Source organism: Mesorhizobium sp. AR10, assembly GCF_024746795.1.
Classification (GTDB): Bacteria; Pseudomonadota; Alphaproteobacteria; order Rhizobiales; family Rhizobiaceae; genus Mesorhizobium.
Window position 1 is genome coordinate 5,020,408 of the sequence record NZ_CP080524.1, and the last position, 14,945, is coordinate 5,035,352.

The 14,945-nt window shown below is 63.4% G+C and carries 12 protein-coding genes and 1 pseudogene; 4 read left to right on the forward strand and 9 right to left on the reverse strand.

The features are described from left to right. Positions 1 to 3 precede the first annotated feature (3 nt). On the forward strand, positions 4 to 672 hold the full coding sequence (locus tag LHFGNBLO_RS28040) for a lysophospholipid acyltransferase family protein (protein ID WP_258602521.1): 669 nt from the start codon (positions 4 to 6) through the stop codon (positions 670 to 672). A 6-nt stretch (positions 673 to 678) separates the two neighbouring features. Next, positions 679 to 1,611, forward strand: coding sequence for a phosphatidate cytidylyltransferase (locus LHFGNBLO_RS28045; RefSeq protein ID WP_258602522.1), 933 nt, complete (start codon positions 679 to 681; stop codon positions 1,609 to 1,611). A gap of 106 nt (positions 1,612 to 1,717) precedes the next feature. On the opposite strand, the gene LHFGNBLO_RS28050 is transcribed toward LHFGNBLO_RS28045, so the two are convergent. From LHFGNBLO_RS28050 to LHFGNBLO_RS28075, 6 genes are all read right to left on the reverse strand, one after another. Continuing rightward, on the reverse strand, positions 1,718 to 3,346 hold the full coding sequence (locus tag LHFGNBLO_RS28050) for an FGGY-family carbohydrate kinase (protein ID WP_258602523.1): 1,629 nt from the start codon (positions 3,344 to 3,346) through the stop codon (positions 1,718 to 1,720). Positions 3,347 to 3,482: 136 nt separating this feature from the next. Further along, complete coding sequence (locus LHFGNBLO_RS28055; RefSeq protein WP_258602524.1) at positions 3,483 to 4,211, reverse strand: SDR family oxidoreductase; 729 nt, start codon at positions 4,209 to 4,211, stop codon at positions 3,483 to 3,485. Positions 4,212 to 4,290: 79 nt separating this feature from the next. Then, positions 4,291 to 5,550 (reverse strand): sugar ABC transporter permease, encoded by a 1,260-nt coding sequence (locus LHFGNBLO_RS28060; protein ID WP_258602525.1) that lies wholly within the window; start codon positions 5,548 to 5,550, stop codon positions 4,291 to 4,293. Continuing rightward, complete coding sequence (locus LHFGNBLO_RS28065; RefSeq protein ID WP_258602526.1) at positions 5,547 to 6,380, reverse strand: ATP-binding cassette domain-containing protein; 834 nt, start codon at positions 6,378 to 6,380, stop codon at positions 5,547 to 5,549. The genes LHFGNBLO_RS28060 and LHFGNBLO_RS28065 overlap by 4 nt, the downstream gene beginning before the upstream one ends. Before the next feature lie 91 nt (positions 6,381 to 6,471). Further along, on the reverse strand, positions 6,472 to 7,536 hold the full coding sequence (locus LHFGNBLO_RS28070; RefSeq protein ID WP_258602527.1) for a sugar ABC transporter substrate-binding protein: 1,065 nt from the start codon (positions 7,534 to 7,536) through the stop codon (positions 6,472 to 6,474). A 262-nt stretch (positions 7,537 to 7,798) separates the two neighbouring features. Next, entirely contained in the window at positions 7,799 to 8,683 is an 885-nt protein-coding gene (locus tag LHFGNBLO_RS28075) for an AraC family transcriptional regulator (RefSeq protein WP_258602528.1), read from the reverse strand. A 306-nt stretch (positions 8,684 to 8,989) separates the two neighbouring features. Here LHFGNBLO_RS28075 and LHFGNBLO_RS28080 point away from each other — a divergent pair, with 306 nt between their 5' ends. Next, positions 8,990 to 9,265 (forward strand): hypothetical protein, encoded by a 276-nt coding sequence (locus LHFGNBLO_RS28080; protein WP_258602529.1) that lies wholly within the window; start codon positions 8,990 to 8,992, stop codon positions 9,263 to 9,265. Positions 9,266 to 9,960: 695 nt separating this feature from the next. Here the strand turns inward: LHFGNBLO_RS28080 and LHFGNBLO_RS28085 are convergent. Both LHFGNBLO_RS28085 and LHFGNBLO_RS28090 read right to left on the reverse strand, forming a co-directional pair. Then, a pseudogene (locus tag LHFGNBLO_RS28085) lies at positions 9,961 to 11,938 on the reverse strand (AI-2E family transporter). A 147-nt stretch (positions 11,939 to 12,085) separates the two neighbouring features. Next, positions 12,086 to 12,253, reverse strand: coding sequence for a hypothetical protein (locus LHFGNBLO_RS28090; protein WP_258602530.1), 168 nt, complete (start codon positions 12,251 to 12,253; stop codon positions 12,086 to 12,088). A 145-nt stretch (positions 12,254 to 12,398) separates the two neighbouring features. Here LHFGNBLO_RS28090 and LHFGNBLO_RS28095 point away from each other — a divergent pair, with 145 nt between their 5' ends. Beyond that, a complete protein-coding gene (locus LHFGNBLO_RS28095; protein WP_258602531.1) occupies positions 12,399 to 13,469 on the forward strand; it encodes a sensor histidine kinase in 1,071 nt (356 codons plus the stop codon). A gap of 1,020 nt (positions 13,470 to 14,489) precedes the next feature. Here the strand turns inward: LHFGNBLO_RS28095 and LHFGNBLO_RS28100 are convergent. Continuing rightward, a complete protein-coding gene (locus LHFGNBLO_RS28100; RefSeq protein ID WP_258602532.1) occupies positions 14,490 to 14,666 on the reverse strand; it encodes a hypothetical protein in 177 nt (58 codons plus the stop codon). Positions 14,667 to 14,945 lie beyond the last annotated feature (279 nt).

The window sequence follows — 14,945 nt, forward strand, 5'->3', positions numbered from 1 at the left end:
TCGATGACAAAGCTTCACATTCGCGCCAACAGCTTCACCTTGCTGCAGACGGTGACCTCGGTCGGCCTGTCGGCGCTGGCCTGGGTGGTGACTGGCGTCAGGCCGATCTGGAACGGCAGCCAGCCGTCGGAACGGCAGCGCATCTACTTCGCCAACCATGCCAGCCATGGCGACTTCATCCTCTTGTCAGCCTGCCTCAGCGAAAAGGTGCGCGCCCGCACCCATGCCGTGGCGGCGGCCGAATATTGGGGCAAGTCGCGGCTGCGCCGCTTCATCGCCGAGGACATGTTGTGCTCCGTGCTCATCCACCGGCAGTGGACCGACGAGGCGCAGAACCCGATCAACATCATGCTGTCGGTGCTCGACGACGGCCATTCGCTGATCCTTTTTCCCGAAGGCACGCGCAACATGTCCGACGAGACGCTGCTGCCGTTCCGCTCCGGCCTCTACAATCTGTCGATGGCGCGACCCGAGGTCGAACTCATCCCGTGCTGGATCGAGAACATGTCGCGGGTGCTGCCCAAGGGCCAGTTCGTGCCGGTGCCTCTGCTTTGCCGCGTCGTCTTCGGACCGCCGGTGACGATCGCACCCGGCGAGGAACGCCGCGCCTTTCTCGAGCGCGCCCGCGAAACCCTGCTTGCCCTCAACCCCCGCCCGTCGAGGGACGATTAATATCAAATGATGCACGAAACCCTCATTCTGGTTATCGGCCTCGCGGTGGTGCTGATAACGGCAAGCCTGGTCGCCGGCATACTGTCGTGGCGTGCGCCGAAACCGCTGTCTTCGACGCTCATCAACCTCAACCAGCGCATCAACGCCTGGTGGGTGATGGTGCTGGCGATCACCGTCGCCTTCTTCTTCGGCCGCTACGGCATGACCATACTGTTCGCGCTGATCTCGTTTGCCGCGTTGCGCGAATTCGTGACGCTGACGCACAGCCGGCGCAGCGACCACTGGGTGCTGCTCGGCATGTTCGGCATCGTCATCCCGTTCCAGTACTGGCTGGTGTGGACCGCCTGGTACGGCCTCTTCACCATCTTCATCCCGGTCTACTGCTTCCTGCTGATGCCGGCGATCACCGCGCTCAACGGCGACACCGAGCGCTTTCTCGAGCGCGTCTCGGCGCAGCAATGGGCGATCATGATCTCGGTCTATTTCGTCAGCCACGTGCCGGCGCTGCTGACGCTCGACGTGCCAGGCTTCGAAGGCCGCAACCTGCTGCTCATCGCCTTCCTGATCATCACCGTGCAAGGCAGCGACGTGCTGCAATACATCTTCGGCAAGCTGTTTGGAAAACACCTGCTGTCGCCGACAGTGTCACCGTCAAAAACCTGGGAAGGACTGGTCGGCGGGCTGGCGGCGTCGAGCCTGCTCGGCGCGCTGCTGTCGTTCCTGACGCCGTTCTCGCCGCTGCAGGCGGCGGGCGTCGCCCTCATCGCCTGCCTGATGGGATTTCTGGGCGGGCTGGTGGCGTCGGCCATCAAGCGCGACCAGGGGGTGAAGGACTGGGGCCATCTGATAGAAGGCCATGGCGGCATGATGGACCGCGCCGACAGCCTGGTCTTCGCCGCCCCGGTGTTCTTCCACACGGTAAGGTATTTCTGGACGTGAGCACCGCGACGTCCGAATCCGCGAGTTGTTACCGCTTTCGCGAAAACGGTAACAACTCCCAGATGGTGGCTGTGGTGAAGGCGCGGCAACCGCGCTGAAGCAATATTTAGTCGCGGATCGCCCGTCCTGCCTGTTGCAGCAATTCGAAGGCGGCGAAGCGTTTGTCGTGCCAGGCTACGAGATCCCCGCCGGCTGGGCGATAGATCTCGCCGATGCGCGACATGCCGGTCATGGCCGATATCACCTCGGGATAATTCCGCGCCGCCACCGCGCCGAGTATCGCCGAGCCGAGCAGCACCGGTTCGGGCGACGTCGAGCCGGCCACGGTCAGCCCTGTGGTGTCGGCCAGCAGTTGGCGCACCAGTTCGCTCTGTGCGGCGCCACCGCTGACGACGATGGTGTCGATGGCTATTTTTTTCGCGGCCATCGCCGCCACGATCTGGCGCACGCCATAGCCGAGCCCCAACAGACCGGCGACATAAAGCGCTACGAGGCTGTCGAGCGAATTGTCCATGCTCATCCCAGCGATCAGTGCCTTGGCCTCGGGGTCGGCGAAGGGCGAGCGGTTGCCGAGGAATTCCGGCACGACATGCAGCCCTTCCGCCAAGCGCGCTACCGCGGACAGGTCGGCGGAGCACGTTTCCGCCTGCTGGCCAAGCCAGGCGGCGAGGCTGAGGCCTTGCGCCTTGGCTTGCGCGGCGGCTTCGACCGAGGCCGGGTGGAGGCCCAGGAGATGATCGATCGCCGCACCCGCCGCCGACTGGCCGCCTTCGTTGAGCCAGAAGCCCGGCACCATCGAGGAGAAATAGGGACCCCAGACGCCCGGCACGAAGGCCGGCTCGCTGGTGCTCGCCATGGTGCAGGCCGAAGTGCCGAAGACATAGGCCATGCGCGACTGCAGTGTTCCTGCGGAACCCTTGCCTTGATTGGGGGCTTGACCGCCGACAGTGCCGACGCCGCCGGCATGGGCGTCGATCAGCCCGGCGGCAACCGGCGTTCCAGGCAGCAGGCCGAGTTCGTTGGCGGCCGTCTCGGTCAGACCCTGGGCGAGTGCCGTGCCGCCCTCGACGATCTCGGTGCCGATCCGGGCAAAGCCTTCGTCGGCCAGCACGCCGAGACCGATGGCGCGGAAATAGGCCTCGTCCCAGCGCCGCTCATGGCCGAGATAGGTCCATTTGCAGGTCACCGTGCAGATCGAGCGCGCCAGGCTGCCGGTCGACCGCCAGGTCAGATAATCGGTCAGGTCGAAGAAATGCTCGGCCGCAGCAAAACTCTCGGGCAGGTTTTCGCTCAGCCACAACAGCTTGGGCGTTTCCATCTCCGGCGAGATGGTGCCGCCGACATAGTCGAGCACGCGGTGCTTGCCGGCATTGATGCGCTGCGCCTGGTCGAGCGCGCGATGGTCCATCCAGACGATGATGTTGCGCTGGCTGTCGCCCGAACGGCCAACGGCCAGAGGTGCGCCGCCCTGCCCGACCACGACCAGCGAACAGGTCGCGTCGAAGCCGATACCGGCAATGTCACGCGGACCCAAGCCGGACTTCGCCACCGCCTCGCGCACGCTGGCGCACACCGCGCGCCAGATGTCCTCGCTCGACTGCTCGGCGATCTCGCCGGGCTCGATGAACAAGGCAATGTCGCGCTTGGCCGAGGCCAGCATGGTGCCCTTGATATCGAACACCCCTGCCCTGGCGCTGCCAGTGCCGACGTCGATGCCGAGGAAGTGGGAGGGCATGGGGAACCTCTGCTTAAGGGAGTAGGGGAGTAGGGGAGTACGGGAGTACGGGAGTAGGGAAAATAGTCTGCGAACCATCGGCCGAATGTGCCAATTTGCTTACATACTCCCCTACTCCCTTACTCCCCTATTCCCCTCACAAATCATTGCTCTGCGGCAGGATCACCAGATCCCGAATGGTGATGTTCCTCGGGCGCGTCAGCATGAACAGCACCGCTTCGGCGACCTCGACGGGTTGCATCAAGCCGCCGGCTGCCAGCTCCTCGTCGAGCTTCTCCTTCGGCCAGTCGCTGATCAGCGCCGTTACCACGGGTCCGGGGGCCACGGCGCCGACGCGCAGGCCATGCTTGGCGACCTGCCGGCGGACCGTGTGGACGAAGGCCTGCACGGCATGTTTGGAGGCGGTGTAGATCGGCTCCCAGACGACGGGAACAAGCCCGGCGATCGAACTGGTGACGATGATGTCGCCGGTCTTGCGCTCGACCATGTGCGGCAGGACGGCGTGCACGGAGCGGAACACCGCATTGATGTTGAGGTTCAGCATGCGGTCCCAGGCATCGGGATCGCCGCCGAGGATCTCGCCACCGACATAGGCTCCGGCATTGGCGTGGAAGATGTCGAGCTGGCCGGCCTTCTCCAGGATTTGCGGCATCATCGTTGCAACGCTCGACGGCTTCATCAGATCGATCACCAGCGGGATCGCCTGCGGCCCGAGCTCGGCGCAGACCTCCTTCAGCCTGGCCTCGTCGCGGTCGACCAGCACGACCCGTACGCCGGCGGCGATAAGCGCCTTGGCGCATTCCAGGCCGATGCCCGACGCGGCGCCGGTGATTGCCGCGACTTTTCCACTCAAATCCTGAGCCATTTCTGCATTTCCTGTTTGAGCATGATCTTTTCCGAAAACCGGTTCCCACTTTTCGGGATCAAGCTCCCTGTTTCTGGGTTCAGGCTCGGCCGTGGGAAGCCCGCGAGCGGCGCGCCAGGGAGTCGACGATGACCGCGATCGCCAGGACGGCGCCGGTGATCATGTAGCGAAGCGAAGACGACAGATCGAGCAGCGTCAGCCCGCTGGCGATCGACTGGATGACGATGATGCCGAGCAGCGCCGAATAGGCGCTGCCGCGGCCGCCGAACAGGCTGGTGCCGCCGATGACGGCCGCCGCGATGGCATTGAGATTGACGTCGCCGGTGCCGGCCTGTTGGCTGGCCGAGGCAAGGCGGGCCGCCGACAGCACGCCGCCAAGGGCTGCGAACATCGAACACAGCACGAAGGCGCTGAGATAGATGGACCGGACCTTGATGCCGGCGCGGCGCGCCGCTTCGCGATTGCCGCCAACGGCGGTCATCGAACGGCCCCATTTGGTGCGGGTCAGCGCATAGTTCATCGCCACGACCAGCCCGACGAACAGGCCGAACATCCAGGGGATGCCGCGCGACTGGTTGAGATAGGCGACGATCAGCTCCAGCACCACGGTGATGGCGAGCGCCCGCACGACCAGGCCACCGATCGAGGGCGCCGACAGATTGACGGCGCGGCGGCGGTTGACGGTGCGCAGGCCGGAAACCAGCATGACGATGCCCGGCAGGGCCGACAGCGCGTAGGAGAGCCAGTCCGGCATGACCAGCAGCTGGCCGAAATTCACCAGGTTCGAGCCATAGGGAAGGTTGATCGAGCCGGTAGATCCCAGGATGTAGAGCTGCAGGCCGAGCACGGCGAGCAGGCCGGCCAGCGTCGACACGAAACTCGGCATGCCGAGCCGGTTGAACAGCAGCGCGTAGAGCGAGCCGATCAACCCTCCAAACGCAACGGCGGCGACGATGGCGAGCGCCACCGGCAAACCCTGATTGACCCACAGCGTGCCGACTAGTGCCGACGCAAAACCGCTGATCGAGCCGACCGACAGGTCGATCTCGCCGACCATCAGCACGCAGACGATGCCGAGCGCGATGACGCCGACCGTCGAGCAATCGAACAGCAAATTGACGAGGTTGCTCGAGGAGACGAAGACCGGATTGAGGGCGGTGAACACAGTCCAGATGATGACCAGCCCGACGACCACCGGCAGCGAACCGAGGTCACCTGCGCGCACCCGGTCGAGGAAGGCGCTGATCGTGCCGCCAACCCCCGTCGCGTGCTTGACGCGCACGTCGCTGCGGTCCAGCGCCGTCGAAGACGATGTGTCCTGTTTGGGCTCTGCGCTCATGGCCGCTGCTCCTGCTTGTGCTCTTGCCCGGTCTTTTGCTCAGCCTTGCGTCGCTCGGCGCGGCGCGACACCGCATTGTTGGAGGCGCCGGTGATGGCGCTGACCAGCTCCTGGTTGGAAGCGTCGGGATCGAAGATGCCGTTGTTGCGGCCAAGCCGCAGCACGACGATGCGGTCGGCGACGGCGCGTACGTCCTCCATATTGTGGCTGATCATCAGCACGCCGAGGCCGCGCTCGCGCACACGGTCGATGAGGTTCAGCACCTCCGCCGTCTGGGCGACGCCAAGGGCGGCGGTCGGCTCGTCGAGCAGGATGAGCTTGGGTTCGAGCAGCAGCGAGCGGGCGATCGCCACGGTCTGGCGCTGGCCGCCGGACAGCGAGGCGACCGCTTCGCGCACGCTCGGAATGCGCGCCGACAATTCGTTGAGCAGCGTCCAGGCGCGGATCTCCATCGCCACTTCGTCCAGCCGCAGCGGATTGAGTTCCTTGCCGAGGAAGATGTTGGCGACGACGTCGAGGTTCTCGCACAGCGCCAGATCCTGGAAGACGGTGGCGATGCCGAGCGTCAGCGCCGCACTGGGGTCGGCGAGCGTCACTTGCGTGCCGCGGAAATTGATCGTTCCCGAGCTTGCCTGATGGACGCCGGCGAGGATCTTGACCAAGGTCGACTTGCCGGCGCCATTGTCGCCGACCAGCGCCACCACTTCGCCGGCATGCACGTCGAGATCGATATCGGTCAACGCCGAAACGGCGCCGAAATTCTTTGAGATTCCGCGCAGGCTGAGCACCAGCTCGCCTGCCGAAACCGGTCCGTCAGAAATGTCGGTCATGGGGGGCAAACCTTTCCGGAGGACCGGTCAAGAGTGGTTGTCGGCATCCGGCCGCGATTGCGGCCGGATGCCGAGGATCAGGATAGTCCGATCAATTGGTGATGCCGAGCTTCTTGCAGCCTTCGACATAACGGTCGACGCAAAGCTCGGCGGCCGTGTTGATCTTCTTGTCGATGATCTCGGCCTTGAGGTTTTCCTGCGTCACCACCGCCGGCGTGAACAGTTGCGAGGGCGTGTCGTAGAGCGTCATTTCGGCTTTCGGCGTCTCGCCCGACAGGAGCTTGACGGCGACGTTGGCGGCGGCGGCCGCCACGATCTCGCTCGGCTTGGAGATGGTGTTGTACTGGTCGCCGGCGATGATCAACTGCAAGGCGGCGATCGTCGCGTCGTTGCCGGTGACCGGCGGCACCGGATCGACGCCGGCTGCCTTGAAGGCGGCGATGGCGCCACCGCCGGTGCCGTCATTGGCGGCGACGACACCGAGGATCTTGCCGGGGAAGCGGGTGATCTGGCCGCTCGCCCACTGCTGTGCCTTCGGCGGCGCCCATTCCGGCGTGTCGAACTCGGCCAGGATCGGGTAGCCGCTGTTGTCGAGGCCCGCATGAATGCCCTTCTTGATCAGCCCCGCCGCCGCATCGGTCGGCGAGCCGTTGATCTGCAGCACGCCGCCGCTGGCCGGATCGACCTTCAGCGCCTTCAGATGTTCGACCAGCGAATCCGCGATCGCCTTGCCGATGCCTTCATTGTTGAACGAGACGTAGAAATCGGCCGGTGCGGTCGGGATCGGCCGGTCATAGGCGATGACCTTGATGCCCTGGCTCTGCGCCAGCTTGACCAGCGAGGCGGCGGCGGTCGAGTCGACGGGGTCGAGCACGATCGCCTTGGCGCCCTGCGAGATGACCGAGTTGAACTGCTGCTGCTGGCGCGAGGCGTCGGCATCGGCATTCTGGTAGATCACCTTGCAGCCGGGGCAGAGCTTCTTTATCTCGGCGACGAAGCCGGGATAGTCGTGCTGCTCGTAGCGCGTCGAGGCCTGGTCGGGCATCAGGAAGGCAACCGTGGCGTCGGTGACCTCGGCGGCAAAGGCGGCGGTGCCGCCAAGGAGAGAAAGTGCCAGCGCAATTGCGCCAGTCGATTTCCATGCAAAATTGGTCATTCGAATATCTCCGTTTCAAGGAATGGTTTCATGAAGGCGCTGAACGCCAAATGGCGCACCAGGCCTTGACTGCAAGTCGAACAGTTGACAGGACTAACGGCTCGCGACATCTGGCATATCTTGCCTTGATCCCCAGCCAGCCGCACGCCTATCCTACTGATATTGCTGGATTTCAGGACAAGCGATCTCCAGCACGGGGCGCCTCCAACGCACCCCGCGTTCTTTCCTTCTGCATATGTCAGGCTCCTCCCGGTCCTCCCTGTTAGGCGGCAATCTCCGCGCTTATGTTTTCCGCCAGCAAGGCCCGGAAGCGCGAAGGCGACATGGCCTTCTGCACCAGGAACTGGCGGTTGAAATTCGAGATGTTGTTGTAGCCGGCGGCGTAGCAGATCTCGGTGATCGACATGTCGGCTTCGCTCATCAGCAACTGGCAGGCGAGATTGATGCGCAGCCGGTTGACGTACTGGACCAGCGCCATGCCGGTGTGGCGGCGAAAGCTGCGCGAAAACGCGCTCGGGCTGCGTCCGGCGATGGTGGCGAGATCGCCTTCGCTGAACGGCTCGGTCAGATGCGCGTTGATATAGGCAAGCGCCTTGTTGACGCCGGCCGACATGAAGCCGGAGGGATCGGGCAGATAATTGGCGCTGGTCAGCGGCCGCACATCGGCGGCGCGGCTGAGGATATCGACAAGCGTCATGAACAGCGCGATGCGGCGTACCCCTTGCGCCTCGACAAGCTCCGCCAGCACCGGCCCGGCAAGCTCGGCCGTCGCAGCCGAAAACAGCACGCCGCGGCGGCTGAGCTCGAGAATGCCGGTACAGCCGGCAAGCTCGGGAAGCGCCGTGGTGGCATCGGCAATGAACTCTTGCGAGAACTGGACGACGCGGCCGCGCAGCGGCACGCAGGAGCCGGCCGGCACGTCGCTGACCCAGTTGTGCGGCAAATTGGGGCCGGTGAGCACGAGGTTGCCGGGCTCGAATTCGCCGATGAAGTCGCCGACGAAATAGCGGCCGGTGGTGGCGACGACGTGGTGGATTTCGTATTCGGGATGGAAGTGCCAGCGCACGGTGTGGAAGGGATAGCCGTGGGCCCAGGCCTTGAACGACTCGCCACGTCTGATCTGGACAACTTCCAAGTCCGGATTCATCTTCCTACCTCCCGGCGCCGGTCCGGTCTTGCGACCAGTTGCAGTGCCTTGTCCCGCAGGCCGCGTAAGCCGCTCTCCGCAGTGATCAAAGCTTAGGCGGCAATTGATGCAGCCGCCACCACGGTCTGTCCACCTGACTGATACTTTTTTGACATTTTTGCGGTCGAGCAACGCGCTTACGAGCACGCAGCAAGCCCGACCGGCTGATCGATGCGTCACTCGGCTGGAAACTTTTCCGGCGAGACCCTCGTTCCTCCCTTCGATCGCAGCTTGGACGATCTTCAATCTCAACGAGAGGAACTGATCATGATTATCAGGACACTTTGCATGGGCGCTGTGGCGCTTTCGATGATGAGCGGTGCGGCTCTGGCCGGCGCGCTCGACAACCCGGCCAAGATGACGCCCTTCTTCACCGACAGCGGCATGAAGACCATGAAGTCGAAGGCCGCGTTCAAGGCCACCTGGACGGCCATGAGCGAGGAGGACCGGACCGACATGTGGAAGGAATGCAGCGACCAGGTCATCGCCAAGCAGCACAATGATTTCTGCAAGTTGACCAAGCAGCTCGGCGGCGCCAACTAGGTTTCGACAGGATTTCAGCACGGAAAATGGCGGGCCAAGGCTCGCCATTTTCTTCTTCCCGGCCAGCGCGATCCCACCGTCGGCAGTCCCGTTTTCGGCACCCGTCGATGGCCGTGCTGGATCGGTCGCCGCGCGGCCGTCGGTAAATCTCCAACGTCAGCAATCGCGCAAGTCAGTGGGATGACGGCCGCAACGGGCCCAAAACCACCGCCGGAAAAATACACCCAAAAAAAGTCAAGTTGAAAAGACGCCCGCAAGGAGCTCCGGCCAGCGAAAAACAAATCGATTCAAGAGCCTAGATCGGTGCTGATGCACTGCCATTCCGTACGACCCGGAGCCCTTGGAAAGCCCGGAAAACCGCCTTTTCCAAGCTTTTCATGGCGGAGAAGACGCGGGCGCACTGCGTTGGCGCGGGTGCCGGGGGGGCACGAAATCGCCGGGCTGACGCCGCGGCAGGCGGCGTTGACAGCGCGTACCACCAATGGATATTCGCAAAGTCACGGGTCACGCCATAACCGTGGCTGTTGGGGTTGGGGCTGAGGGGTTTCGCAAACAACAGCATTGGCGGCGGCGCCGGACGGGCGGGCACTCGCAAGGGTACCGCCCGCTCTTGGCCTGCCAGCCTTTCTCCCAGCGGGAGAGTCCAAATGGCGAGTATCTCTCCTGCAACATAGTCGAGACCGGTCACGCGGCGCTCAGCTTGCGGCCGCGAGCGGCACTTTCTTGCGGGCCGGCGGCCGGCGGCGCAGGCGGCGTTTGGCGGCGAGCTTGAGTACAACCGGCGGATCGTTGGACAAGGCGCCAAGTGCTGCCTCGACCATGTCGTGCGCGACGAAATCGGCATTGATGTCGCCGGCAAGCTTGGCGCCCGCCTCCTTGTCGTCGTTGCCGGTTTCGGACCAGAACACGATGCCGACCCGCAGCGCCGGCTTGGCGCGCTTCAACCGGCGCACCAGAAAGCGGGCGTGCTTGACGGAATCGCGGTTGAGGAAACCGACCACGACGGTGTCGACGGCCTTGAGCTCGAGCTGGCGAATGTTTGTCGGCTCCAGGTCGGCAAAGCTCGCCTTCGACACGGTCGCGCCCTGGACTTCGAGCACCTGCGCCAGCATGGCGGCGGCAGCATCGTCGAGTTCGCCGCGCCCACCGGCACACAGCACCGACATGCCGGTGCCATCAGGCAATTCGATGTCGTCCTCGTCCTCGCTATCCTTGCCGTCCCGGGCAGCCTCTTTTCCGGCATCCGCGTCTCCGGCGACAGCCGGCTCGTCTTCTTCGTCCGCTTCCTCCTGCGCGCTGTCGTCGAGGTTTGCCACCAGCGTCGCCGCGCTGGCCGCCACCTGCCGCATTTGCTGGTCGTCCATGACGCCACGGACGCGGTCCTGCTCGCCGAGCAGCAACGCTGGAATGGCGACCTTGGCGTAGAATTCGACCAGATATTTCTCCTCCAGCATCTCCTCGGCGTGGTCGGTGGCTTCGTCGGGATCGCCGGCCAGCAGCCGCTGGTAGAGCCTGGCATGGGGTTCGAGCACCGGCTCGTTGCCGAACAACACGTCAAGGAATTCGAACTGCGGCACGTGCCGGCCGAGCACGACCAGGCAGACGGTGAGCGGCGTCGACAGGACCAGCCCGAGCGGACCCCACAGCCAGGTCCAGAAGATCGCCGCGACGATGATGGCGAGCGGCGACAGCCCCGTCCGCGAGCCGTAGAGCCAGGGTTCGATGACGTTGCCGGTAAGCATCTCCATCGCCACGAACAGCCCGGCGGTCCACAGCACCAGCGACCAGCCGGGCGCCACGGCCAGCGCCAGGAACAGAGGCAGCAGCGCGCCAATCACCGGGCCGATATAGGGGACGAAGCGCAGCGCCAGCGCCAGCAATCCCCACAGCAGTGCATTGGGAATGCCCAGGACCCAGAGCCCGATGGTTATGGGTATGGCGTAGACGATGTTCACCACCAGCTGCATCAGCAGATATTGGCCGACCCGCGTGCCGGCATCCTGAAGCGCCTGGGTGGTTCGATGCAGATCGCCATAGCCGACGAGGCGTATGAAGCGATCGCGCAGATCCTCCCGCTCCAGCAGCATGAAGATGACGACGACGATGATCAGCCCGGCCGAGGCCAGCGGACTGATCATCGGGCCGACCAGGTTCTGCAAAACCTGGAGCGGCCGTTCGCGCGCGACGATCTCGACCGGCACCGGTTGGCGCTTTGGTTGCTCGGCGGTGGGGGGCGACGGCTCCGGCTGGTCGAATTCCTGGCCGACGCGCTCGATCACCTTGCTCAATCTGGCGATGATCCCGCCCCCTACCCCGGTTTCCTTGAGGGATCTGACCTTGGTCAGGATGTTTGTCTGGTAGGTCGGGATGTTCTGCGCCAGTTCGCTGACCTGCGAGGCGACTATGAAGGACAACAAAGCGAGTGCCGCGAATGCGCTGAGCACACTGGCGATGACGGCAAGAATGCGGGGAATGCCTATGCGTTTGAGGGCGGAAACCACAGGGGCAAGCGCGAAGGTAAGCAGCAGCGCGATGGCGATCGGCAGGAAAACCTCGCGCCCGAAATACAGGGCGGCCACCGCCGCCACGACCGGTAGCGACGGTGGGCAATGACATGCGCGGGGCCGTGGCAGCGGAAAGTATAGTCCCCAGCCCGGGGCCTGGCGGGTGCATGCCGTTTTTACGATTTCCCACTTGCCGTCTCCGCCCCGCCAACCGCCATGATCAGGTATATTTAGCTGGCGTGCAACTTCCGTACGGGAAGCCCCCTAAGCGAAATATGGCCGTCGTCGCGCGTGCCGCCGACCGTCAATTTGAAATTTAGCGTTTTCCAGCCAGAATGCGGGCTTCCCGCATGAGCGACGGCCAATTGTGCGCCCCAAGAAGGGCGATCAGCTCGCGGGCCTGCTCTTCGGTGATGCCAGACTCCTTGACCAAACGGTGAACAAGGCCGTCCATCGCCTGTGGCTTGCCTTGTTCGTCAGTCATCGAAACAATCCCTTACCGGCGTAACGCAACTCGCGGTTACCTGGTTCCTCAATGTCCGGATCGATTCAATTCGCGACACAGGCCCGGCAACGGTATATTGTAAAGCCTGAACGGAGGCAGAGCGCCTCCAGATCGGCTTTGAGCCTTGTTCCACCCTATCGCGAATGTCGAGGACGTGCAGACGCTGGCGCAGGCGATCGTCAATACGATCGTCGAGCCCTTCCTCGTGCTCGACGAGCAGTTTCATGTGCTGGCGGCCAGCCGCTCCTTCTACCAAACCTTCAAGGTCGACCCCGAGCAGACACACGGCGCCCTGCTCTATGCGCTGGGCGACGGCCAATGGGACATCCCGGCGCTGCGCCTGCTCCTGGAGACGATCATCCCCGAAAAGACCGCCATGGACGGTTTCGAGGTCGAGCATGATTTCCCCAACATCGGTCCGCGCACGATGCTGCTCAACGCCCGCAAGGTGCTCTACGACCACAGCTCGGCCATCACCATCCTGCTCGCCTTCAACGACATCACGGCCCGCCGTACGATCGAGAAGGAGAAGGAAGAGCTTCTCGCCCGCACCGAAGACCTGCTGCGGCAGAAGGATGTGCTGCTGCGCGAGATGGAACACCGGGTTGCCAACAGCCTGCAGATCATCGCCAGCATCCTGTTGCTGAAGGCCCGCTCCGTCACCTCGGAGGAAACCCGCCAGCACCTCAGGGATGCCCACCAGCGGGTGCTGTCGGTGGCCGAAGTGCAGCGCCATCTTCACACGGAGGCCGGTCTCGAAGAGATCGACGTCGTGTCCTACCTGTCGAAACTGTGCAGCAGCCTGGCCTCCTCGATGGTCGGCGAAGACCAGCCGATCGCCGTCAACGTCACGGCGCAAGGCGACAGGATAGACTCGCAAAAGGCGGTGAGCCTCGGCCTGATCGTCACCGAGCTCGTTCTCAACGCGATCAAATATGCCTTCCCGATGGAGAAGGCCAAGGCGCTGATCCAGGTGACCTACGAAACCGAGGGCAGCGACTGGAAGCTGACGGTATCGGACAACGGCGCCGGCAAGACCTCCGGCGAGGTGCCGAGCGTGGGCCTGGGAACAGCCATCGTCGAGGCGCTGGTCAAGCAGCTGGAGGCCAAGATCGAGGTCATCAGCGACAAGAACGGCACCAGCGTGTCGGTGACCAGGGCGACGTTCACCTCGCGCGTGCCGCGGGCGGCATAGCCTGATCCATCAGGCTCACCGGCGCTTATATTAGAAATCGGTGAATAACCGCCTCAGGCTGCCGATCCGTCCTTGCAGACAGCAGCCCACCTGATAGCGTCGCTCGGGGCTTTCAGGTGGGCGAAATGCTAAACCGGACCGTAGTTTCCACCAATTCGCGGCACTTCAACTTCCTTATTCCTGACGAAGTCATAGGCGCTGTACAGGGGTATATCGACCGTTGCGCTCCCGGACGCATCATTTCAACTTTTGCGGCAGCGCAGTCAGTGCGGGATGAAGTTCCCGATTGCGAGCTATCAGACGACCAGATCGAGCGGTACACCGTGCTGTGCGCAGTCGACCAGGGACTGGCGGTGCATTTCGATCGGGAAGGACGCCCGCTGGATCCTTATTCAAGTCTGAGCAGAAGCCACTGGCACCTCGTGCCGAGCTGGAAAACGCGTCCGCAATGGGGCGCACGGCGACCGAAGAATTCCAATTTGTGCCTTAGCCCGGAACGCGAGCCTGACGTAAGTCCAATCGCATGAAGAGCCACCTACCATGCTTACGCCAAGCTGGTGGATTGATCGGGCTCAGCTAACGGCCCCTCGTATCACTGACTTGACGTCAGCGCCGCGTGTACGGCAAGCGCACGGACTAGAAATGCTTCGGCCTTAAAGGCTCCTATGGCGGAGCCATTGTTGGCTGCCGCACCGACGATTCTTTGGATGGTCCGACGCCATTTTGACTCCGGGACACAACGGCGTACTGTCGTGCCATCACAGATTGGCTAGCAAAGCAGCTCAAGCTTTCCGCCCCCAAGATGGGAGTAAGGCTTGTGTCGCATAGATTGATTGAGCCTGCCACATGGTATGAGGACCCGGGCGGCATTGGTGTTCCGTTCGACACGTTCGCGGATGCTGTGCGCCACGCGGTAAGCATCCCAGCTACCGACCGGCCTCGACGCGCCAGCATCGTCACCAAGTCCGGTTCGACCTATGGATGGGACGCAATAGAGAGCATGTCCCATCTTCTGTAGCGCTACCTCTGCACCGGCCCTGTTCCGTTCCATCCAATGAACGGCGCATCCTTGCCGGTGATGTCCTTAGTCGACTTTAGCAGGGCTTCGTGCGTCGAATGGAGCGCTCGGAAATGATCGCAGCCAAGCGATAATTCTCCTTGATCGATGAATGTGTCGACCAAGAGCGAAGCAGCCATGCTTGATCCGTTCCTGGAATAAGAATGCTTGCGGGTTAAGACAGGCACAACTCACCCGCGCCCAGAAGCGAATTGGCGGCTTCGGATGGAACCAACTCTTCGCTGCTGTGTTATTTGACATACCGAACCCCCGAGCGTTCGGTCTCAAAGAGCCCGCTTCCCAATCCCCCCTCCGGAATGCGGGCTTTTTTGCGCGCCTTCTCGCGAGGAACTCGATGCCTATGGCAGGGAGCCCCAGGCTCAGCTACGCTATCACTGTGGATTTACGCCAAGGGCGGG